This window comes from Streptomyces sp. SDT5-1 (genome assembly GCF_052245995.1).
Classification (GTDB): domain Bacteria; phylum Actinomycetota; class Actinomycetes; order Streptomycetales; family Streptomycetaceae; genus Streptomyces.
In genome coordinates this window covers 4,825,464-4,845,345 of record NZ_CM125963.1, presented here as the reverse complement: position 1 = coordinate 4,845,345, position 19,882 = coordinate 4,825,464, and the positions used below count along the sequence as shown (strand labels likewise).

16 protein-coding genes are annotated in these 19,882 nt (G+C 72.1%); 9 read left to right on the top strand and 7 right to left on the bottom strand.

The annotated features are described in order from the left end of the window. Window positions 1–27 precede the first annotated feature (27 nt). Together ACTWJ8_RS22365 and ACTWJ8_RS22360 are read left to right on the top strand one after the other, a co-directional pair. Entirely contained in the window at window positions 28–825 is a 798-nt protein-coding gene (locus ACTWJ8_RS22365) for a DUF3558 family protein (RefSeq protein ID WP_356375258.1), read from the top strand. A 137-nt stretch (window positions 826–962) separates the two neighbouring features. After that, window positions 963–2,240, top strand: a complete 1,278-nt coding sequence (locus ACTWJ8_RS22360) for a DUF2637 domain-containing protein (RefSeq protein WP_356375261.1) — start codon at window positions 963–965, stop codon at window positions 2,238–2,240. Between the two features lie 54 nt (window positions 2,241–2,294). Here the strand turns inward: ACTWJ8_RS22360 and lysS are convergent, their stop codons facing one another. Continuing rightward, window positions 2,295–4,073 (bottom strand): lysine--tRNA ligase, encoded by a 1,779-nt coding sequence (lysS, locus tag ACTWJ8_RS22355; protein WP_356375264.1) that lies wholly within the window; start codon window positions 4,071–4,073, stop codon window positions 2,295–2,297. 139 nt (window positions 4,074–4,212) lie between these two features. Here lysS and argS point away from each other — a divergent pair, with 139 nt between their 5' ends. Further along, entirely contained in the window at window positions 4,213–5,970 is a 1,758-nt protein-coding gene (gene argS / locus ACTWJ8_RS22350) for an arginine--tRNA ligase (protein WP_356375956.1), read from the top strand. Between the two features lie 75 nt (window positions 5,971–6,045). Here argS and ACTWJ8_RS22345 read toward each other — a convergent pair whose 3' ends face one another. Both ACTWJ8_RS22345 and ACTWJ8_RS22340 read right to left on the bottom strand, forming a co-directional pair. After that, complete coding sequence (locus ACTWJ8_RS22345; protein ID WP_443260112.1) at window positions 6,046–8,565, bottom strand: ABC transporter permease; 2,520 nt, start codon at window positions 8,563–8,565, stop codon at window positions 6,046–6,048. Next, on the bottom strand, window positions 8,565–9,350 hold the full coding sequence (locus ACTWJ8_RS22340; protein ID WP_443260111.1) for an ABC transporter ATP-binding protein: 786 nt from the start codon (window positions 9,348–9,350) through the stop codon (window positions 8,565–8,567). The genes ACTWJ8_RS22345 and ACTWJ8_RS22340 overlap by 1 nt, the downstream gene beginning before the upstream one ends. Window positions 9,351–9,458: 108 nt before the next feature. Here ACTWJ8_RS22340 and ACTWJ8_RS22335 point away from each other — a divergent pair, with 108 nt between their 5' ends. Together ACTWJ8_RS22335 and ACTWJ8_RS22330 are read left to right on the top strand one after the other, a co-directional pair. Continuing rightward, window positions 9,459–10,445, top strand: a complete 987-nt coding sequence (locus ACTWJ8_RS22335) for a helix-turn-helix transcriptional regulator (RefSeq protein WP_443260110.1) — start codon at window positions 9,459–9,461, stop codon at window positions 10,443–10,445. Window positions 10,446–10,579: 134 nt separating this feature from the next. Then, entirely contained in the window at window positions 10,580–10,945 is a 366-nt protein-coding gene (locus ACTWJ8_RS22330; RefSeq protein WP_356375276.1) for a PH domain-containing protein, read from the top strand. 18 nt (window positions 10,946–10,963) lie between these two features. On the opposite strand, the gene ACTWJ8_RS22325 is transcribed toward ACTWJ8_RS22330, so the two are convergent. Continuing rightward, entirely contained in the window at window positions 10,964–12,544 is a 1,581-nt protein-coding gene (locus tag ACTWJ8_RS22325; protein ID WP_356375279.1) for a FadD3 family acyl-CoA ligase, read from the bottom strand. 96 nt (window positions 12,545–12,640) lie between these two features. Between ACTWJ8_RS22325 and ACTWJ8_RS22320 the strand changes: the two genes are divergently transcribed. Genes ACTWJ8_RS22320 through ACTWJ8_RS22310 form a run of 3 tightly spaced genes read left to right on the top strand, consistent with a single transcriptional unit; the run spans window position 12,641 to window position 15,047 of the window. Continuing rightward, window positions 12,641–13,789: a lipid-transfer protein gene (locus ACTWJ8_RS22320; protein ID WP_356375281.1), complete on the top strand. Its 1,149-nt coding sequence runs from the start codon at window positions 12,641–12,643 to the stop codon at window positions 13,787–13,789. A gap of 26 nt (window positions 13,790–13,815) precedes the next feature. Then, complete coding sequence (locus ACTWJ8_RS22315) at window positions 13,816–14,274, top strand: Zn-ribbon domain-containing OB-fold protein (protein WP_356375284.1); 459 nt, start codon at window positions 13,816–13,818, stop codon at window positions 14,272–14,274. Next, on the top strand, window positions 14,271–15,047 hold the full coding sequence (locus ACTWJ8_RS22310) for an enoyl-CoA hydratase/isomerase family protein (protein ID WP_443260109.1): 777 nt from the start codon (window positions 14,271–14,273) through the stop codon (window positions 15,045–15,047). The genes ACTWJ8_RS22315 and ACTWJ8_RS22310 overlap by 4 nt, the downstream gene beginning before the upstream one ends. Before the next feature lie 6 nt (window positions 15,048–15,053). Here the strand turns inward: ACTWJ8_RS22310 and ACTWJ8_RS22305 are convergent, their stop codons facing one another. The 3 genes from ACTWJ8_RS22305 to ACTWJ8_RS22295 form a co-directional block, all read right to left on the bottom strand. Further along, window positions 15,054–15,557, bottom strand: a complete 504-nt coding sequence (locus ACTWJ8_RS22305) for a hypothetical protein (RefSeq protein WP_443260108.1) — start codon at window positions 15,555–15,557, stop codon at window positions 15,054–15,056. A 168-nt stretch (window positions 15,558–15,725) separates the two neighbouring features. Further along, window positions 15,726–18,128, bottom strand: a complete 2,403-nt coding sequence (locus ACTWJ8_RS22300; protein ID WP_356375292.1) for an outer membrane protein assembly factor BamB family protein — start codon at window positions 18,126–18,128, stop codon at window positions 15,726–15,728. A 157-nt stretch (window positions 18,129–18,285) separates the two neighbouring features. Beyond that, window positions 18,286–19,038, bottom strand: coding sequence for a VOC family protein (locus ACTWJ8_RS22295; protein WP_443260107.1), 753 nt, complete (start codon window positions 19,036–19,038; stop codon window positions 18,286–18,288). A 163-nt stretch (window positions 19,039–19,201) separates the two neighbouring features. Here ACTWJ8_RS22295 and ACTWJ8_RS22290 point away from each other — a divergent pair, with 163 nt between their 5' ends. Next, window positions 19,202–19,849, top strand: coding sequence for a TetR family transcriptional regulator (locus ACTWJ8_RS22290; protein ID WP_356375297.1), 648 nt, complete (start codon window positions 19,202–19,204; stop codon window positions 19,847–19,849). Window positions 19,850–19,882: the final 33 nt, after the last annotated feature.

Genomic DNA, 19,882 nt, shown 5'->3' with positions numbered 1-19,882 from the left:
CCCTGTCAGCGTTCTAGTGAAGGAACCATGCACCGTCCGACCAAGCGACTTACCCGCACCCTTGTCTGCGCGGCCGCCGTGCCGGCGGTTCTCGTCGTAGCCGGATGCTCGTCCGGTTCCGGTTCCGACAGCGCGAAGGACGACTCGCAGGCGAAGGCCTCGGCCTCGACCTCGGGCGCCAAGGCGAAGAAGGTCGCGCCCGCGACGTACAAGGAGCTGCCGCAGGCCTGCGACGCGTTCTCGAAGAGCACGCTGAAGGACCTGGTCCCGAAGGGCGAGAGCAAGGCCGGGGCGTCCGACGACGAGTCGACGCGTGCGAGCTGCTCGTGGTCCAGCCTGGACAACAACGGCGTGAAGGGCTCGCAGTTCCGCTGGCTGAATGTCTCGTTGGTCCGTTTCGACTCGGATGTGAACCGGGGCAGCGGCGACAAGCTGGCCGCGGACTACTACGCGAAGCAGATCGAGGACGCCAAGGCGACCAAGGACGCGAAGAAGCTCAAGACGGAGCCGGTCTCCAAGACGGGCGACGCGGCGACGCTGATCAGCTACGACCGGAAGTACAAGGACAAGAAGGACGACGTCACGTCCCGGCAGCAGACCATCGTGTCGCGCGTGGACAACGTCGTGGTGACGGTCGACTACAACGGTTCGGGTCTCGCGGGCGAGGCGACGCCGGACGCGGGCGACCTGAAGAAGGACGCGCAGAAGGCGGCGAAGGAGGCGGTGGCCAAGGTCATCGAGTCCTCGAAGGGCGGCGACGCCAAGGGTTCGGCGAAGCCGTCGGCCTCCGCGTCGGAGTCCAAGGAGTCGAAGAAGGGCGCGTGAGCGCGGCCCGCTGACGTTCCCGTCGGAAGCCCGGTCCCCTCGGTGGGGGCCGGGCTTCCGCGCGTACCGGCACCCGGCCGTCCGTACGGGTGTGCCACTCTGTTGCGGCAACAGCCGGAACTGGGAGGGGAACTGGAGTGGCCGCGCCACTGAAGCTGACACGGACGCACCGGATACTCGTGGGCGTGGTCATCGCGGGTGCGGTGGTCATCGCGGCCATCGGTTTCGCGGGTTCGTACGCCGCCGTGCGGGAGTTGGCCCTGAAGAAGGGCTTCGGGAACTTCAGTTATGTGTTCCCGATCGGTATCGACGCCGGTATCTGTGTGCTGCTCGCCCTGGATCTGCTGCTGACGTGGATCCGGATCCCGTTCCCGCTGCTGCGGCAGACGGCGTGGCTGCTGACGGCGGCGACGATCGCGTTCAACGGCGCCGCGGCGTGGCCCGATCCGCTGGGTGTCGGGATGCACGCGGTGATCCCGGTGCTGTTCGTGGTCGCCGTGGAGGCCGCGCGGCACGCGATCGGGCGGATCGCGGACATCACGGCGGACAAGCACATGGAGGGCGTGCGGATCACGCGGTGGCTGCTGTCGCCGGTGCCGACGTTTCTGCTGTGGCGGCGGATGAAGCTGTGGGAGCTGCGGTCGTACGACGAGGTGATCAAGCTGGAGCAGGAGCGGCTCGTCTACCAGGCGCGGCTGCGTTCGCGGTTCGGCCGGCAGTGGCGGCGGAAGGCTCCGGTGGAGTCGCTGATGCCGCTGCGGCTGGCGCGGTACGGGGTGCCGCTGGCGCAGACGGCGCCGGAGGGGCTCGCGGCGGCGGGGATCGAGGCGCCGCTGCTGCCGCCCGCGCCGCGGGTGCCGGCGCGGGAGCTGGAGCAGGGGTCGGTCGCGCCGGTTCCCGAGCCGGTGGCGGAGGCGCCGAGCCAGTGGTTCGCTGAGCCGCGGCCGAAGGAGTACCACGGCGACTACGACCCGAACTTCGATCCGGAGGTGCGGGGGCAGGCGCGGCGGATGCCGGTGCCGCCGCCGCGCGGTCCCGAGCAGGAGACGGCCCGCCCGAAGCCGCACCCGCAGCCGGACTACGAGCCGCAGCTCCAGGCAGAGCCGCAGCCCCGGCCCGAGCCTGAGCCGCTGCCGGAGCCGGTTCCCGAGCCCGACTTCCCGGTTCCCAACGGCGCGGGCGGCACGCGCCCCCTGGGTGACGGCGTCCCGGAGGCCGGCCCGGCCGAGCCGTCGGACGACGACCTGTACCAGGTGTTCCGCAGTTCGATAGACGGTGAGCTGCCGACGCCGCAGGCGTTCGCGACGAACGTGGAGGCCCAGTACGGGCACCGGCTGTCGCGGGAGGACGCGGAGCGGTACCTGGGCCAGTTCGCGGTCCGCTTCGACCAGGACCTGATGGGCGACTACGCGTAGCCGGACAGCGCGAAGGGGCGGCACCGTGCGGTGCCGCCCCTTCGTCGTGTGCGGTTACGCGCCGAGCAGCTTGCGGACGCGGTCCGCGCCGACGGCGAGCAGCAGCGTGGGCAGCCGCGGCCCGGTGTCACGGCCGACGAGCAGGTGGTAGAGCAGCGCGAAGAAGGAGCGCTGCGCCGTCTTGATCTCGGCGGGGAGTTCCTTGGCGGTGGCGTCGGCCGGGTAGCCGGCCTGCACCTTCGGAACGCCGTACACGTGGTGGGTCAGGCCGTCGAGGGACCAGTGCTCGTCCAGGCCCTCCAGGAGGAGGCGGATGGACTCGCGGTCCCGCTCGTCGAGCGCGGCGAGCGCCTCGGTGTCGGGCTCGGTGCGCACGATGGTGCGGGACTCGGCGGGCACGTACTTGGTGATCCACGCCTCGGCCTTGTCGAGCCGGGGGCGGACGGTGTCCAGGTCCGTGACGGGGTTCTCCGGGTCGAGCTCGGAGAGGATCCGCTGGGTCTGCTCCTCGTCCCCGGCGGTGACGTCGGCGACGGAGGCGAGCGTGCGGTACGGCAGCGGGCGCGGGGTGCGGGGCAGCTCGCGTCCGGCGACGCCGATGGCGCGGCTGTGGGCGGCGGCGTCGGCGGGCAGCACGGTGCCGTCGGCGACCTTCGCGTTGAGCTTGTCCCACTCGTCGTAGAGCCGCTGGATCTCCTGGTCGAAGGCGATCTTGAACGACTGGTTGGGCTTGCGGCGGGCGTACAGCCAGCGCAGCAGCTGGGGCTCCATGATCTGGAGGGCGTCGCCGGGGGTCGGGACGCCGCCCTTCGACGAGGACATCTTGGCCATGCCGGAGATGCCGACGAAGGCGTACATCGGGCCGATGGGCTGCTTGCCGCCGAAGATGCCGACGATCTGGCCGCCGACCTGGAACGAGGAGCCGGGGGACGAGTGGTCGACGCCGGACGGCTCGAAGATCACGCCTTCGTAGGCCCAGCGCATCGGCCAGTCGACCTTCCAGACCAGCTTGCCGCGGTTGAACTCGGAGAGGCGGACCGTCTCCGTGAAGCCGTCGAGAGTGCAGGTGTAGGACAGCTCGGTCGTGTCGTCGTCGTACGAGGTGACGGTGGTGAGGTCCTTGCCGCACTGGCCGCAGAACGGCTTGTACGGGTAGTACCCGCCCGCGCCGCCGCTGCCGTCGTCCTCGGACGCGGCGCCGGAGCCCTCGGCGGCCTCCAGCTCGGCCTCGTCGACCGGCTTCTGGTTCTTCTGCTGGACCTTCTGCTTCTTGCCGGGGTCCTTCTTGGTGCGGTACTGCTCGAGGATCGCGTCGATGTCGGCGCGGTGCTTCATCGCGTGCAGGATCTGCTCGCGGTAGACGCCCGAGGTGTACTGCTCGGTCTGGCTGATGCCGTCGAACTCGACGCCGAGGTCGGCGAGCGCCGAGGTCATGGCGGCCTTGAAGTGCTCCGCCCAGTTCGGGTACGCGGAGCCCTCCGGGGCCGGGACGCTGGTGAGCGGCTTGCCGATGTGCTCGGCCCAGGACTCGTCGGTGCCGGGGACGCCGGCCGGGACCTTGCGGTAGCGGTCGTAGTCGTCCCAGGAGATCAGGTGCCGCACGGTGTATCCGCGGCGGCGGATCTCGTCGGCGACCAGGTGCGGGGTCATGACCTCGCGGAGGTTGCCGAGGTGGATCGGGCCCGAGGGCGAGAGGCCGGAGGCGACGACGACCGGTTTGCCGGGGGCACGGCGCTCGGACTCGGCGATGACATCGTCCGCGTATCGGGAGACCCAGTCCTGGGTCTCCGCGCCTGTGCTCTGGGCCACGATCGGTTGTCCTTCTCTGCGCATCGGGGGTGGGGCTTCACTTCTGCCCACCCCATTCTCCCAGCTTCCCCTCGCGGAACGAAAACGCGTTACGGGTTCACCGCGCGGCTCTGGGATACTGGCCGTGATTCCCAGCCACCCCGACCAGAACGGCAGCCCCTACATGGCCCCGGTCAAGTCCATCACCGCCAACGTCAACGCACGCCTCGCCGACGCCATCGCCTCCGCCCTGCCGGAGACCGTCGGCGACCCGTTGCTGCGACGAAGCGACCGGGCCGACTACCAGGCCAACGGGATCCTGGCCCTCGCCAAGAAGGCGAAGGCGAACCCGCGGGAGCTGGCGACGCAGGTCGTCGAGAAGATCACGAACGGCGAGCTGATCGCCGACGTCGAGGTCTCCGGCCCCGGCTTCCTGAACGTGACGGTCTCCGACCGGGCGATCACCGAGACGCTCGCGGCGCGCGCCGCCGACACCGACCGCCTCGGCGTGCCCACGAAGGACGCGCCGGGCGTCACGGTGATCGACTACGCGCAGCCGAACGTGGCGAAGGAGATGCACGTCGGCCACCTGCGGTCCGCCGTGATCGGTGACGCGCTGCGCGGCATGCTCGACTTCACCGGCGAGAAGACGATCGGCCGGCACCACATCGGCGACTGGGGCACCCAGTTCGGCATGCTCATCCAGTACGTGATCGAGCACCCGGACGAGCTGCCGAGCGCCGGCACGGACGCCGACGGCGAGCAGGCGATGTCGACGCTGAACCGGATCTACAAGGCGTCGCGCGCGGTCTTCGACTCCGACGAGGACTTCAAGGAGCGGGCCCGCAAGCGGGTCGTCGCCCTGCAGTCCGGCGACAAGGAGACCCTGGAGCTGTGGCAGCGGTTCGTGGACGAGTCGAAGGTGTACTTCTACTCGGTCTTCGAGAAGCTCGACATGGAGATCCGGGACGACGAGATCGTCGGTGAGTCGGCGTACAACGACGGCATGCCGGAGACGGCCCGGCTCCTTGAGGAGATGGGCGTCGCGGTCCGCTCGGAGGGCGCGCTCGTCGTGTTCTTCGACGACATCAAGGGCAAGGACGACCAGCCGGTGCCGCTGATCGTGCAGAAGGCGGACGGCGGCTTCGGCTACGCGGCGTCCGACCTGACGGCGATCCGCAACCGTGTGCAGGACCTCGACGCGACGTCGCTGCTCTACGTCGTGGACGTGCGGCAGTCGCTGCACTTCAAGATGGTCTTCGAGACGGCGCGGCGCGCGGGCTGGCTGTCGGACGACGTGACGGCGCACAACATGGCGTACGGCACGGTGCTCGGCGCGGACGGCAAGCCGTTCAAGACGCGTGCCGGTGAGACGGTGCGCCTGGAGGACCTGCTCGACGAGGCGGTGCAGCGTGCCGCCGAGGTCGTGCGGGAGAAGGCGCGGGACCTCACCGAGGACGAGATCCAGGAGCGGGCCGCGCAGGTCGGCATCGGCGCCGTGAAGTACGCGGACCTGTCGACGTCGCCGAACCGCGACTACAAGTTCGACCTGGACCAGATGGTGTCGCTGCACGGCGACACGTCGGTGTACCTGCAGTACGCGTACGCCCGTATCCAGTCGATCCTGCGCAAGGCGGGCGAGGCGAAGCCGGTCGCGCACGCCGAGCTGGAGCTGGCTCCGGCGGAGCGGGCGCTCGGCCTGCACCTGGACGCGTTCGGCGACACGGTCTTCGAGGCCGCCGCCGAGTACGCGCCGCACAAGCTGGCCGCGTACCTGTACCAGCTGGCGTCGCTGTACACGTCGTTCTACGACAAGTGCCCCGTCCTGAAGGCCGATTCGGCGGAGCAGGTGGAGAACCGCCTGTTCCTCTGCGACCTGACGGCGCGCACGCTGCACCGGGGCATGGCCCTGCTCGGCATCCGCACGCCCGACAAGCTCTGACGTCGCTCCGCACGACGCCCGAGGGGCCCCGCACCGGTGGTGGTGCGGGGCCCCTCGCGTGTACGGGGCGGGGTTCTACTCCCTGCCGCCCATCGCCCCGGCCGCCTCGGCGCGCAGGGCCAGGCGGGCCGGGAGGGCTGTCGCGGCGAAGGCCAGGGTGGCGGCGGCCGCGACGATCGCCAGGTAGGTCGGCGGCGGGCCGTAGGGGGTGGAGGTGCCCGTCATGCCGCTGCTGTACGCGCTCAGCGTGACGTACGCGATGCCCGTGCCCAGCGCCACCGCCGGCAGGACCACCGTCAGCGTCTCCCAGCGGAGCATCGCCCTGACCTGGCGGCCGGTGGTGCCGATCAGCCGCAGCATGGCCAGTTCGCGGCGGCGGGCGGACGTCGCCATCACCAGGGTGTTGACGACGGCGATGCCGGTGAACGCGATGATCAGGCCCATCGCCACCAGGTTGACCTGGGCCTGGGTGCCCTCCTGTGCGCGTTGCGCGGCGTCGGCCTGCGCGCGGTCCAGTACGCGGACGGCCTTGAAGTCGCCGACGGTCGCGTGCAGTTGGGATCCACTGACCTTCTCCCCCGCCACCAGGACCGACGACGCCAGCGGTACGTCGACGTGGGCGGCCACCGTGTCGTAGGGCAGCAGGACGTCGCCGAAGCCGAGGCCGCGGGCGTACACGGCGACGACGCGCGGTGCGGTCCTCGTGCCGTCGCCCAGGGTCAGCGGCAGGCGGTCGCCGACGTCGACTCCCTTGGTGGAGGCGGCCAGTTCGCTCACGGCGACGGTGCCGGGGGCGGTCAGGCGGGAGACCGAGCCGGAGACGGCCGCCGGGTCCATGGTGGCGGTCAGCCCCTCGGGAGTGACCCCCTGGGCCGCGAACTTGTCCTGACCGGCGCGCAGTTGGGTGCGGATCACCTCGGTCGCCGCCGTCACGCCCGGCACCTCGCGGACCGCATCGGCCGCCGCGCTCGGCACACCGGGGCCCGCGGCGGACAGCACGTACGAGGCGCTGGTGCCGGCCAGCACCTGTTCGCGGGCGGCATGGCTCGCGGTGGTCTGCGTGAACAGGATGGTCGACGTCATCGCGACGGCCAGGCTCAGCGGGGTGACGGCGGCGGCCAGCCGTTGGGCGTTCGCACGGGAGTTGCGGTCGGCGAGGAAGCCGGCGGCCGGTGACACGCGCCGTACGGCACCGCCGACGACGGCGGCCACGCACCAGGTCAGCTGCGGGCCGAGCAGGGCGATCGCGGCGGCGGCCAGGATGACGGTCAGGAACGTGACGGGGGTGGCGGCGGCCTCGGTGCGCAGCCCCGACAGGACCAGCACCAGGATCACGTAGCCGGCGGCGGCCAGCACGCCCGCGACCAGCCGCACGACGCTGAAGCGGCGCCCTGGGACGGCCGACTCGGCCAGCGCCTCGGTCGGCCGGACGCGGGCCGGGCGGCGGGCCGCGGCGCGGGCGGCGCCGAAGGCGGCCAGCAGCGTGGTGAGCACCGCGACGATCGGCGGGAAGGCGCTCAGCGTCAGGTGCAGGGTGTCGGGCAGGGCGCCCACGGCGACGAACCGCCCGTACATCCAGCGGGCCAGGGCGAGTCCTGCGAACGCGCCCGGCACCCCGGCCAGCAGGCCGACCAGCAGCGCCTCGCGGCCGACCATGCGGCGCAGCTGACGCGGGGTGGCGCCGACGGCGCGCAGCAGCGCCAGTTCGCGGGAGCGCTGCTGCACGGACAGCGCGAAGGTGCCGGTGACGACCAGCAGGGCGACCAGGAGCGACGTGCCGCCCATCGCGGCGCCCAGGCTGATCAGGCTGACGCGGGCCTTGCCGGCGTCGAGGAATTCGGCGGGCCCCAGGTCGTCGCCGGTCCTGACCTGCGCCGTGGTGCCCGCCAGCGCCTTGGTGACGCGGTCCCGTACGGCGGCGGTGTCGGTGCCCGGCGCGGTCAGCAGCCCGATGGTGGCGACCTTTCCGGGGTGTCCGGCCAGGCGGCGGGCCTCGTCCGCGGCGAAGAACACGGTGGACTGCCGCTCCAGGGCGGCGCGGCCGCGTGGGGCGGCGATCCCGGCGACGCGGTACGTGGTGGGGGCGCCGGTCGACTGCACGGTGACCTGGTCGCCGACGCGGGCACCGGCGGTGGCGTCGACGACGACCTCGCCTGTGCGGGGCTCGTGTCCGGCGCGCAGGGTGAAGGGGGTCAGGCGGGCGGAGTCCCAGGCATGGCCCCACGACGCACCACCGCCATCAGCGCCGTGTTTCAACACGTGGGCCGGGAAGGTCAGTTCGGGCACCACGGCGCGTACGCCCTCGACGTCCTTCAGTCGGTCGGCGAGGTCCGCTTCGATCCAGGCCCGCTCGGTCAGCGGCTTCGACTTGGTCTTCGTCTTGCCCTTCTTCACCTTCGTGAAGTGCACGTTCTGGTCGGCGGTGACGAGGACCGACGTGCCGGCGTACCGCTCGGTGGGGATCTTTCCGCGTAGTCCGGTCTCCAGGAGTGCGGCGCAGGCGGTGACCAGGGCGGCCGCGCACAGCAGGGCGACGAACGCGCCCGCGAAGCCGCCCTTGCGGGCGCGCAGCGTACTGATGGCCAGTGCGAACATCAGGCCCACGCTCCCAGTCTGCTCATGCGGTCGGCGACGCGGTCGGCGGTCGGCGCGGCCATCGTGTCGACGATCGCGCCGTCGGCCAGGAACAGGACGGTGTCCGCGCAACTGGCGGCCACCGGGTCGTGCGTGACCATGACGACGGTCTGGCCGAGGTCGTCGACGGTCTCGCGCAACAGGCCGAGAACCTGCTTCGCGGTCATGGTGTCCAGTGCGCCGGTGGGTTCGTCGCCGAAGACGACGTCGGGGCGGGTGACGAGGGCGCGGGCGATGGCGACGCGCTGCTGCTGGCCGCCGGAGAGTTCGCCGGGCCGGTGTCCGGTGCGGTCGGTGAGGCCGACGCGGGCGATGACGGAGGCCAGGTGGTCACGGTCGGGGCGGCGTCCGGCCAGCCGCAGCGGCAGCGTGATGTTCTGCAGGACGGTCAGGGACGGCATCAGGTTGAAGGCCTGGAAGACGAAGCCGATCCGGTCGCGGCGCAGCCGGGTCAGCTCGGTCTCGTTCAGAGCCGTCAGGTCGGTGCCGCCCAGGGTCACGGTGCCCTCGGTGGGCCGGTCGAGCCCCGCGGCGCAGTGCAGGAAGGTGCTCTTGCCGGAACCGGAGGGGCCCATGACGGCGGTGAAGCTGCCGCGCGCGATGCCGATGTCGACTCCGCGCAGCGCCCGGACGGCCCCGGCCCCGCGACCGTAGATCTTGCTCACGGCGGCGAGTCGGACGACGTCGTCGTGCGGAGGGACGGGGGCGGTGGGCCGGTGGCCCGCGGTCGCTGTGTGTCGAGGCATGGGACAAGAGTGATCAACCGCGCGCCGTTGCTCTACAGTCAGAAAGGGCACCGTGTGACAGCTTGCTGCCATCGGGCCCGTCAACTGATCGCACGCTGGGGGGCGTTGATGAGTCTGTCGGTGCTGGGGGTTCCGGACGAGCAGCTGCGGTTGTACCGGTACTTTCTGAGATCGCCCGGGCGGGGTGCGGGCGACGCGTGCGCCGCGCTCGGCTGGGACCGGGACCGGGTCGACGAGGGGCTCGACGGCCTGCGGGCCAAGGAGCTGATCCGGCTGTCCGATCGGGCGACCGTGCTGGTGTCGGACCCCGCGGTGGCGGTGGAGTGGCTGATCGAGCAGCGGCTCGGCGAGTTGAAGGCGGAGAGCGATCAGGTGACGGCCGCCCGTTCGGTGATCTCCTCGCTGGCGGAGGACCACCGGCACGGCGTCGAGGAGGCCCCGGCGGGGGAGATCGAGCGGGTCGACGGCCTCGACTCGGTCCGTGACCGTCTCGGCGACCTGGCGTTCTTCACGTTCCGGGAGCTGATGGCGCTGGTGCCGGGGCCGTGGGACGACGCGGACATCCAGCAGGCCCGCCCGTCAGATCTGCGGATGCTGCGGCGCGGCATCCGCTGGCGCACGGTGATCGGCCCCGAGGCGCTCGCCGACGCCACCACCATGGCGTATCTGCGCGAGCTCACGGAGCTTGGCGGCGAGGTGCGGTGCACGCAGCTGGCGATCCGGCGGATGGTGATCTGGGACCGGGGCGTCACCATGGTCCCGGCCGACCCGGACGACTACCAGCGGGCGACGCTGATCATCCGCCAGCCCGGGGTGGTGGCCAACACGGTGGCCTGGTTCGAGCAGGTGTGGGAGGCGGCGCGCGCACTCCCCGCCGACGAGGCCGTGGACAGCGCGTCCGGGCCGCCGCTCTCCGACCTGGAGCGCCGCGTCCTGGACCTGTTGACCCGCGCCGACAAGGACGAGTCGGCGGCCCGCGAGATGGGCGTCTCGCTGCGGACGTTCCGCCGCTACATCTCCGACATCATGCTGCGCCTGGGCGCGGCGAACCGCTTCCAGGCGGGGCTGCTCGCCAAGGAGCGGGGCTGGATCTGACCGGCCCCCGTGCGGGCCGGGGGTGTTCCCCGTCCGGCGGGGCACGGGAACCTTCGTCCGGATGCGTCCGTTCTTCGGATGACCTGGGCCACGGGGCCCACGGCACGGACCAGGGAACAGGGACGGGGACCCGCATGGCACTGTTCGGCAACGCTCATCCGATCGACCCGGCCAAGGCCGCGCAGGACTACGCGCGGCTGCTCGGCCAGGGTGAGCAGATATTCGGCGCCTACCAGTTGATCAGGGACGCGATCCTGCTCACGGACCGGCGCATGATCCTCATCGACAAGCAGGGGATGACGGGCAAGAAGGTCGAGTACCACTCGGTGCCTTACCGCAGCATCTCGCACTTCGCGGTGGAGACGGCCGGGCACTTCGATCTGGACGCCGAGCTGAAGATCTGGATCTCGGGGAACGCGGTGCCGATCGAGAAGACGTTCACCAAGGGCGTCGACATCTACGAGGTGCAGGCGATCCTGACGCAGTTCGTCGCCCGCTGACCTCGGTGGCGCGGGTCGTCAGGGGCGGCGCGCCGCGCGCAGTTCGCCCTTGACGACCTTGCCGCTCGCGTTGCGCGGGAGTTCCGTCACGAACTCCACGGAGCGCGGCACCTTGTAGTTCGCCATTTCGCGGCGCGACCAGGCGATGAGGTCGTCCTCGGTGAGGACGGCGCCTGGCCTGCGGACGACGTAGGCGCGGCCGACCTCGCCGAGGCGGCCGTCGGGGACGCCGACGACGGCGACGTCGGCGACCGCCGGGTGCAGGCCGATGAGCTGCTCGATCTCGGCGGGGTAGGCGTTGAAGCCGCCGACGATGAACATGTCCTTGATGCGGTCGGTGATCCGCAGATTGCCGGCCGCGTCGAGCACGCCGACGTCCCCGGTGCGCAGCCAGCCGTCCTCGGTGATGGTCTGCGCGGTGGCGTCGGGGTCCTCGAAGTACTCGCGCATGACGTTGAATCCGCGGATCAGGACCTCGCCCGGTTCGCCGGGGCCCGCCGAGTCGACCCGCACCTCCGTGCCGGGTATCGCGCGCCCCGACGTCTCGGCGATCACCTCCGCCGGGTCGCCGCGGCGGCACATGGTGGCGATGCCGCTGGCCTCGGAGAGCCCGTACGCGGTGAGGACGGTGGCCACGCCGAGTTCGCCGCGCAGCCGTTCCACCAGGCGCAGCGGGACGACCGCGGCGCCGGTCACGACGAGCCGGAGCGCCGACAGGTCGTGGGCGTCTCGCGAGGGGTGGTCGAGGAGCGACTGGTGGAGGGTGGGCGGGCCCGGGAGGACGGAGATGCGCTCGGAGGCGATGTTGGCGAGGGCCGTGTCGACGTTGAAGACGGGCTGCGGCACCATCGTGGCGCCGCGCATCAGGCAGGCGAGGACCCCGGCCTTGTAGCCGAACGTGTGGAAGAACGGGTTCACGATCAGATAGCGGTCGCCCTCGCGCAGGCCCGCGAGCTCGGCCCAGATCCGGTAGCCGCGCAGGGTCTGGGCGTGGGTGATGACGGCGCCCTTGGGGCGTCCCGTGGTGCCGGAGGTGAAGATGATGTCCGAGGGCGCGGTGGGGTCGACGGTCGTGGAGCGGGAGCGGACCTCGGCGCCGGTGATCTTGTCGCCGGCGGCCAGGAACTCCTTCCAGCCCCGGTAGCCGGGGGCGTCGGGGGCGCCGTCCCCGAACACCACCACCTGTTCCAGGGCGGGGAGTTCGGCGCCCGCCTCCTGGGCGCGGCGCAGCGAGGCGACGTACGAGGTGCCGAGGAAGGTGCCGGTGACGAACAGCAGCCGGGCGCGTGAGCGGGCGAGGATGTCGGCGGCCTCGGCGCCCTTGAAGCGGGTGTTGAGCGGTACGAGGACGGCGCCCGCGGTGACGGCGCCGAGCGCGGAGACGATCCAGTCCAGGGTGTTCGGCGCCCAGACGGCGACCCGGTCGCCCGGTTCGACGCCGGCGGCCATGCACGCGGCGGCGGCCCGCTCGACGCGTTCGCCGAGTTCCGTGTACGAGATCCGGCTGCGCCCCTCGACGACGGCCTCCCGCTCGCCGTACCGTTCGGCGGCGTCCCGTACGAGCTCCGGGACCGTTCCCCACTCGTCATCCGTGCGCATCGAACGACCTCCCACAACGCCGTAGCTGACTATCCGTCAGATTAGCTGTAGCCTGACGCGCTGTCAGTAGACGGGATCCATGCACTGGGGGTGCCCATGGCGGGACTCAAGGACGCGACGGCCATCGTCGGCATCGGGCAGACGGCCTTCGCGAAGCAACTCCCGGAATCCGAGAAGACGTTGGCGTGCCGGGCGATCGTCGCCGCGCTCGACGACGCGGGGATATCCCCCTCCGAGGTGGACGCCTTCGCCTCGTACACGATGGAGGAGACGGACGAGGTCGAGGTCGCCAAGGCCGTCGGCGCGGGCGACGTCACCTTCTTCTCCAAGGTCGGCTACGGGGGCGGCGGTTCGTGCGCGACGGTCGCCCACCTCGCCTCCGCGATCGCCACGGGGCAGGCGAGCGTCGGCATCGCCTGGCGGTCCAGGAAACGCGGCTCGGGCCCCCGCCCCTGGAAGAACACCACCGTCCAGCTCCCCACGCCCGCCCAGTGGACCCGCCCGTACGGGCTGCTCCGCCCGGCCGACGAGATCGGCATGCTGGCCCGCCGCTACATGCACGAGTACGGCGCGACCCGCGACCACCTCTTCAACGTCGCGCTCGCCTGCCGCAACCGGGCCAACCAGAACCCGGCCGCGATGATGTACGAGCGCCCCATGACGCGCGACAGCTACATGACCTCGCGGTGGATCAGCGAGCCGCTCTGCCTCTTCGACAACTGCCTGGAGACGGACGGCGCGCTCGCCTGCGTCGTCGTCTCCGCCGAGCGCGCCCGCGACTGCCGCCAGAAGCCGGTCTACGTGCACTCCGCGGCGCAGGGGCTGCCCGCGCAGCACCACGGCATGGTCAACTACTGGAACGACGACCCGCTCACCGGCCCCGCGTGGACGGCCGCCCGCCACCTGTGGAAGCACGCGGACGTCACCCCCGAGGACGTCGACGTCGCCCAGATCTACGACGCGTTCACCCCGCTCATCCCGCTCTCCCTGGAGGGGTACGGGTTCTGCGGACGCGGCGAGGGCGCGGCGTTCACGGAGGGCGGCGCGCTCGAGATCGGCGGCCGGCTCCCCATCAACACGGGCGGCGGCGGCCTCTCGGAGGCGTACGTCCACGGCTTCAACCTCATCAACGAGGGCGTGAAGCAGCTGCGGGGCGTCAGCACGGCGCAAGTGCCGGACGCGGAGACGTGCCTGGTCACGGCGGGCGAGGGCGTCCCGACGTCCGCGCTGCTGCTGCGTTCCTGATTCCGCCTACCCGAAGGGACGGTCCCATGACGGACGCGACGACGACTTCGCAACTCCTCACCCCCACCCCCGACGACGACGGCGCCCCCTTCTGGGAGTACGCCGCCCGCGGCGAACTCCGCATCCAGGCCTGCGCCGCCCCGGACTGCGGTGAGCTGCGGTTTCCGCCGCGGCCCTGCTGCCCGCACTGCCAGTCCTTCGACAGCGAGTGGCGCCGGATGAGCGGGCGCGGACGGGTCTGGTCGTACGTGATCCCACACCCGCCGCTGCTCCCGGCCTACGCCGCCCAGGCCCCGTACAACGCGATCGTCGTCGAACTGGCGGAGGCGCCGCGGATCCGGCTCGTCGGCAATCTCGTCGCCTCCGCCGACGCCCCGCTGAACTCCGTCGACCCCGACCGGATCAGGATCGGCGCACGGGTACAGGTGGTGTTCGCCGACATCGACGGGGTGACCGTGCCGCGCTGGGTGCTGGAGCGGTCATGACGGTGCGCGCCGAGGTCGACAAGGGCACGGGCGTCGCCACCGTCACCCTCGACAGGCCGCACCGCCACAACTCCCTCGACCAGACATCGGTCGAGCAACTCAGGGCGGTGTGGCGGGAGTTCCGCTTCGACGACGCGGTGCGGGCGGTCGTGCTGACCGGGGCGGGCGAGCGGGCGTTCTGCACCGGAATCGACCGCGGCTGGGACGTGCCGCAGCCCGGCTCCCCGTACTCGGCGGACGATCCGCTGCCCGCGGTCGGACCGAAGGCCAACGACCTGTGGAAACCGGTGATCGCCGCGGTCAACGGGATGGCGTGCGGCGGGGCGTTCTACCTGATCGGCGAGTCGGAGTTCGTGATCGCCGACGAGGGCGCCACGTTCTTCGACCCGCACACCACGTACGGCATGGTGAACGCCTTCGAGTCGATCCACCTCGCCCAGCGGATGCCGCCCGGCGAGGTGGCGCGGCTCGCCCTGATGGGCTCCGCGGAGCGGATGTCGGCGCGGCGGGCGTACGAGGTGGGGCTCGTGTCCGAAGTGACCGAGCCCGGCGGGGTGTTGGCGGCGGCCGTGCGGTGCGCCGCCACCATCGCCTCGTATCCGACGGAGGCCGTCCAGGGCACCGTGAAGGCGGTCTGGACGGCCACCGCGGCCAACCGGGAGCGCGCCTTCGCGGGCGCCCCCGATCTGATCCAGCTGGGCAACCTGCCGCCGGAGCGACAGGACGACCTGTTCAACTCCCGCGCTCGGACACGGGAGTTCAGGGTGCGCTGAGCGGCGTCAGCGCAGCGCGACGGCGTAGGGGTCGACGACGCAGTGGTCGACGTCGGCGGCGAGCGACTTCCCGCCGACCGGCAGCTGCGCGGTCGCCTTGCCGCGCGCGGGCACCTCGACGACCTTGTGCCGGTCGGCGACGGTGCCGCCGTCCGCGCCCGCGAAGGTGCCGTGCACGTCGAAGCGCACCTGCCTGCTGTTGGGGTTGGTGACGGACACCAGGGCGTACGTCTGGTGGGCGTCGGCGCACCGCAGGAGCTTCACCGTGGCGTCCCGCGCGCTGCTCGTGGGCGACGCCGAGGTCGTGGAGCGGTGCCGGGTCCGGGTGTAGCCGGTACCACTGCGGCTGCCGCTGCCCGACGAGCCCTTGGACACGTGCGAGGTCGTCGAGTCGTGGCTCTGGGAGGAGCTGCTGCACCCTCCCCCGCCGCCACTGCTGCTGCGGCTCTTGGAGTGTCCGCCGCGCCCGGTGGTGAAGCCCGTGAGGGCCAGCACGATCAGGGTCGCCACGGCTGTCAGTTTCAGTCCCCGTTTCATCACGCCGGGCACCCTATCGGGGGCGGGCTCCGCGTGGCAGGGGGCACTCGGTCGGCGTAGCGTCGGGAACGGGACCCCCGGAGCGACGGCCGCCGTCCCTCACCCCTTCCGTGGCTGGTACGACGGCCGTCTTCGAGAGGGCTAGCGGCTGGTGCCCGTGCCCTTCTCCGCGTCGAGCGCGTACACGCAGCGGTCCTTGCTGCAGGCGTAGACGACGCCGTCCTTCACGACCGGGGTGCCGGTGATCTCGCCGCCGGTGGCGAGCTTCCAGCGCAGCCTGCCGTCGTCCGCCTTCAGCGTGTAGAGCAGGTGGTCCGTGGAACCGAAGTGGATCCGGCCGTCCGCGACCACGGGCGCGCCGACGATCTCGCCGCCTGCCTGGAAGCGCCACTTCGGGGTGCCGGTCACGGCGTCCAGGGTGTAGAGGCCCTGGCCGCTGCCGACGTGGACGTGGCCCTGCGCGACGAGCACCGGGTCGACCGCCGACGGCCTGGCCTCTGTGGCGATGCGCCAGCGGTCGCGGCCGTCCGTGGCGTCCAGCGCATACACGGTGCCGAGGTGGTCGACGAGGTACACGCCGCCGCCGGTGACCGCGGGCCCGGGGGCGAAGGCGGGCGGGCTGAGGAACACGGCGGGCGCCTCGAAGTGCCAGCGGACGTGCCCGGACGCGGCGTCGACGGCGAGCACGCGGGTGCCGGCGGCGACGTACACGTGTCCGTCGGACGCGGGCGTCAGGCGCATCGGGACGCCGCCGCAGGAGGCCGCGTCGCCGACCGGGTACGACCAGCGCTCGTCGCCGGTGCGGGCGTCGAGGGCGCGGAGCCGCGCGTCCTGCCACACGTAGACCGTGCCCTCGTGCACCACGGGTCCGGCCTCTGCGGCCTCGAACTCGGTCTGGCAGCCGGTGACCTCCCAGCGGAGCTCGCCGGTGGCGGCCTCGCGGGCCTGGACGCCGCCGCCGCGGGTCGCGGTGACGACGATACCGCCATCGGCCTGGAGCGCGTACACCCAGGCGTCGGTCTGGATCCGCCACAGATCGCCGCCGTCGCGGGCGTCGAGCGCCCACAGGGTGGGTCCGTCGGAGGCGTGGATGCGCTGGTCGGCGACGGCCATGGACCAGGCGACGTCGCGGGTCTTGAAGCGGCGCCTTCCGGTGGCCACGTCCAGGACGTGCACCTCGAACGACGTGACGTAGACGAGGTCGCCGGCGACGGCGGGCGTGCCCCACACGTCGTTCGACATGCGGAAGCGCCAGGGCCGCCAGGCGGCGCCGTCGGCGACGGCGGGCGCGGGCACGGCCGGCTCGTGCGAGCCGTTCACGGCGGGCTTGGAGCGGGACCAGGATCCCGCGAGCCCGGACTCGGCGGGCGGCGCCTTCACGGCGGCGGCCCGCGCGTCGGCGACCCGCGGCCCCGGACCGATCGGGACCTGCGCCCCGGCCAGGTGCACGGGCCCGTCGGCGACGAGGCTCTGGCCCGCGGGCACCGGCGAGTGCCGCCAGCCGTCCGTGCCGACGGGCGGGGAGACGGGCGAGCGGGGCGGGGCGGGCGGCTGCGAGGGCATCGCGGGGATCGGGGCGCCGTGCCCGTTCGGGGCGGCGTGCGCGCCGGGGCCCGGCGCCCGGGTAGCGGGGGCCTTCGGCGCCGGGCGGCCGCCGCGGCGGGACTCGATCAGCGCGACGGACCGCTCGGGCAGCCAGGCGGACGCGGTGCCGCTGTCGTCGCTGCCCGCGCCGAACAGGTGCGGGGCGAGCTGCGCCTGGAGGTCGGCGGGCGAGGGCCGCTGCGCCGCGTCCATCTGCATGCACGCCTCCAGGAGGGGCCGCAGCTCCTCCGGCAGGCCCTCCAGGTCGGGGCCCTCGCGCAGCAGCATGAACACGGTCTCGACGGGGTTCGCGCCGTGGAACGGGGCGTGCCCGGTCGCCGCGAACACCAGCGTCGAGCCGAGCGAGAAGACGTCGGAGGCCCCGGTCACGCTCCGGGAGTCCTTCGCCTGCTCGGGCGACATGTACGCGGGCGTGCCCACGGCGACGTTCGTCATGGTCAGGCGCGTGTTCGAGACGCCGGACGCGATGCCGAAGTCGATGACGCGCGGGCCGTCCTCGACGACCAGCACGTTCGACGGCTTGAGGTCGCGGTGCACGAGGCCCGCGCCGTGGATCGACTGGAGGGCCTCGGCGACGCCCGCGGCGAGCCAGCGCACGGCCTGGGCCGGCAGCGGCCCGGTCTCGTTCACTATTTCCTCGAGGGAGGGCGCCGGTACGTACGCGGTCGCGAGCCAGGGCACGGCCGCGCGCGGGTCGGCGTCGACGACGGCGGCCGTGTAGAAGCCGGACACCGCCCGCGCCGCCTCGACCTCGCGCGTGAAACGCACCCGGAACAGCTGGTCCTCGGCGAGCTCCGTGCGCACCGTCTTGATCGCCACGCGTCGGCCGGACGCCGAGCGCGCCAGATAGACCAGACCCATGCCGCCCGCGCCGAGCCGTCCCAGGACCTCGAACGGACCGATCCGCCTCGGATCGTGCTGCGTCAGCTGATCCACCACTTGCCTGCCACCTCCCCGTGCGGGCCACCGCACTCACGGCCCCCGTCAGCGTCTCACCACCGAAGCGCCACGGCGGCACGCACCCCGATTCTTCCTGTCTCGGCCCTCAGTTGCGAACCTCGGGTCAAAACGGGGTGTCTCGGAGCATTAAGGGCCTTTACGCCTGCTCGGCCGCCTGATCGGCCGCCTGCTCGTCCGTCTGCTCGCACACCGCGAACACCGCCCCTTGATCATCCTCGATCACGGCCGCCCTCCCGCACCAGGTGGGGTGCGGGCCCGCGAGGACCCGTCCGCCGAGCCGTGCCGCGGCCGCGGCCGTGGCACCGGCGTCCGCGCACCCGAAGTGCAGCAGGAACCGTCCCGGCCCTTCGGGGACGACCCTGCGGCGCACGGCGTCCCCGAAGGCCCCCTCCTGGAATACGGACCCGTAGAAGGAATCGCTCAGCGCGGCGTCGGGGGTGAGCAGCTCGGCGCCGCAGAACGCGCCGATGCCTCCGGTCCGCTCGAAACCCCGGTGGCTGCCGGGCTGCCGCAGCACGAAAGCGGCGCCCTCGGGGCCGCGGGCGAGCGCCACGGTGGCCTCGGTGCCGCCGGACAGCGGACCCGCCACGATGTGCCCGCCGGCCGCGAAGACCCGTTCGGCGGTGGCGTACGCGTCCCGGACGGCGAGGTGGAGCCGCCACTGGACGCCGAGGTTCGCCGGGGCGAGCGCGGCGACGCCGCGGTCCTCGCTGTACGCCGCCGTGTAGTAGTCGCGCTGGGCGCCCGCGCCCTCGTCGAAGGTCCAGCCGAAGAGATCGCCGTAGAACCGTTTGCCCGCCTCGACGTCCGCAAGCCGGGCGTCGGCCCAGCACGGGGCCCCTTCGGGAAATTCGGGGAAGGCGAGCCGGTCGCGGCGGGCGGGGCGCATGCGCGTCACGCTAGCCAGGCCCACCGGGCCACTGCTCTTCAAATTCGAACGTTTGGCCAATTCCGGTCCCTCACGGCGCGTCATTTGACCGGCGGCCACAGCACCCAACCCCATTTGCAGTCGGCCAGATCGCGCTCCGATCACCCCTCGGTAAGCTGACGGCATGACAGGACAAGTACGGACCGTCGACGGCCGTGTGGCCGGACGGCGTGGTCAGGCAACACGTCAGAAGCTGCTCGACTGCCTCGGCGAGATGCTCAGCTCCTCGCCCTACCGGGACGTCAAAGTCATTGATGTCGCGCGCAAGGCGGGCACGTCACCCGCGACCTTCTACCAGTACTTCCCGGACGTCGAGGGCGCCGTCCTGGAGATCGCCGAGCAAATGGCCACCGAGGGAGCCGGGTTGACCGAACTGGTCGCGGACCGCTCCTGGGTCGGCAAGGCCGGCTGGACCACCGCGCAGGAACTCGTGGACGGCTTCCTGGAGTTCTGGCGCAAGAACGACGCGATCCTGCGCGTCGTCGACCTCGGCGCGGCCGAGGGCGACAAGCGTTTCTACAAGCTCCGCATGAAGATCCTCAACTCGGTGAACAACTCCCTCGCGGACGCGGTCAAGGAGCTTCAGGACAAGGGCAAGGTCGACAAGGACGTGAGCCCGGCCGCGGTCGCCGGTTCGCTGGTCGCCATGCTCGCCGCGGTCGCCTCGCACCAGAAGGGCTTCCAGTCCTGGGGTGTGAAGCAGGCCGAACTGAAGCCGAACCTCGCGCTGTTGGTGCACCTGGGCGTGACCGGAAAGAAGCCCACCAAGTAACTCTTCTCTGGTCCTGTCGTGCAGCGGCGGTTC

Bases quoted from the DNA above. Each gene is read 5' to 3' on its own strand.
- ACTWJ8_RS22365 (WP_356375258.1), top strand. From the start codon at position 28: ATGCACCGTCCGACCAAGCGACTTACCCGCACCCTTGTCTGCGCGGCC.
- lysS (WP_356375264.1), bottom strand. From the start codon at position 4,073: ATGCGCAGAGAAGGACAACCGATCGTGGCCCAGAGCACAGGCGCGGAG.
- argS (WP_356375956.1), top strand. From the start codon at position 4,213: ATGGCCCCGGTCAAGTCCATCACCGCCAACGTCAACGCACGCCTCGCC.
- ACTWJ8_RS22345 (WP_443260112.1), bottom strand. From the start codon at position 8,565: ATGTTCGCACTGGCCATCAGTACGCTGCGCGCCCGCAAGGGCGGCTTC.
- ACTWJ8_RS22340 (WP_443260111.1), bottom strand. From the start codon at position 9,350: ATGCCTCGACACACAGCGACCGCGGGCCACCGGCCCACCGCCCCCGTC.
- ACTWJ8_RS22335 (WP_443260110.1), top strand. From the start codon at position 9,459: ATGAGTCTGTCGGTGCTGGGGGTTCCGGACGAGCAGCTGCGGTTGTAC.
- ACTWJ8_RS22330 (WP_356375276.1), top strand. From the start codon at position 10,580: ATGGCACTGTTCGGCAACGCTCATCCGATCGACCCGGCCAAGGCCGCG.
- ACTWJ8_RS22325 (WP_356375279.1), bottom strand. From the start codon at position 12,544: ATGCGCACGGATGACGAGTGGGGAACGGTCCCGGAGCTCGTACGGGAC.
- ACTWJ8_RS22320 (WP_356375281.1), top strand. From the start codon at position 12,641: ATGGCGGGACTCAAGGACGCGACGGCCATCGTCGGCATCGGGCAGACG.
- ACTWJ8_RS22315 (WP_356375284.1), top strand. From the start codon at position 13,816: ATGACGGACGCGACGACGACTTCGCAACTCCTCACCCCCACCCCCGAC.
- ACTWJ8_RS22310 (WP_443260109.1), top strand. From the start codon at position 14,271: ATGACGGTGCGCGCCGAGGTCGACAAGGGCACGGGCGTCGCCACCGTC.
- ACTWJ8_RS22295 (WP_443260107.1), bottom strand. From the start codon at position 19,038: ATGCGCCCCGCCCGCCGCGACCGGCTCGCCTTCCCCGAATTTCCCGAA.
- ACTWJ8_RS22290 (WP_356375297.1), top strand. From the start codon at position 19,202: ATGACAGGACAAGTACGGACCGTCGACGGCCGTGTGGCCGGACGGCGT.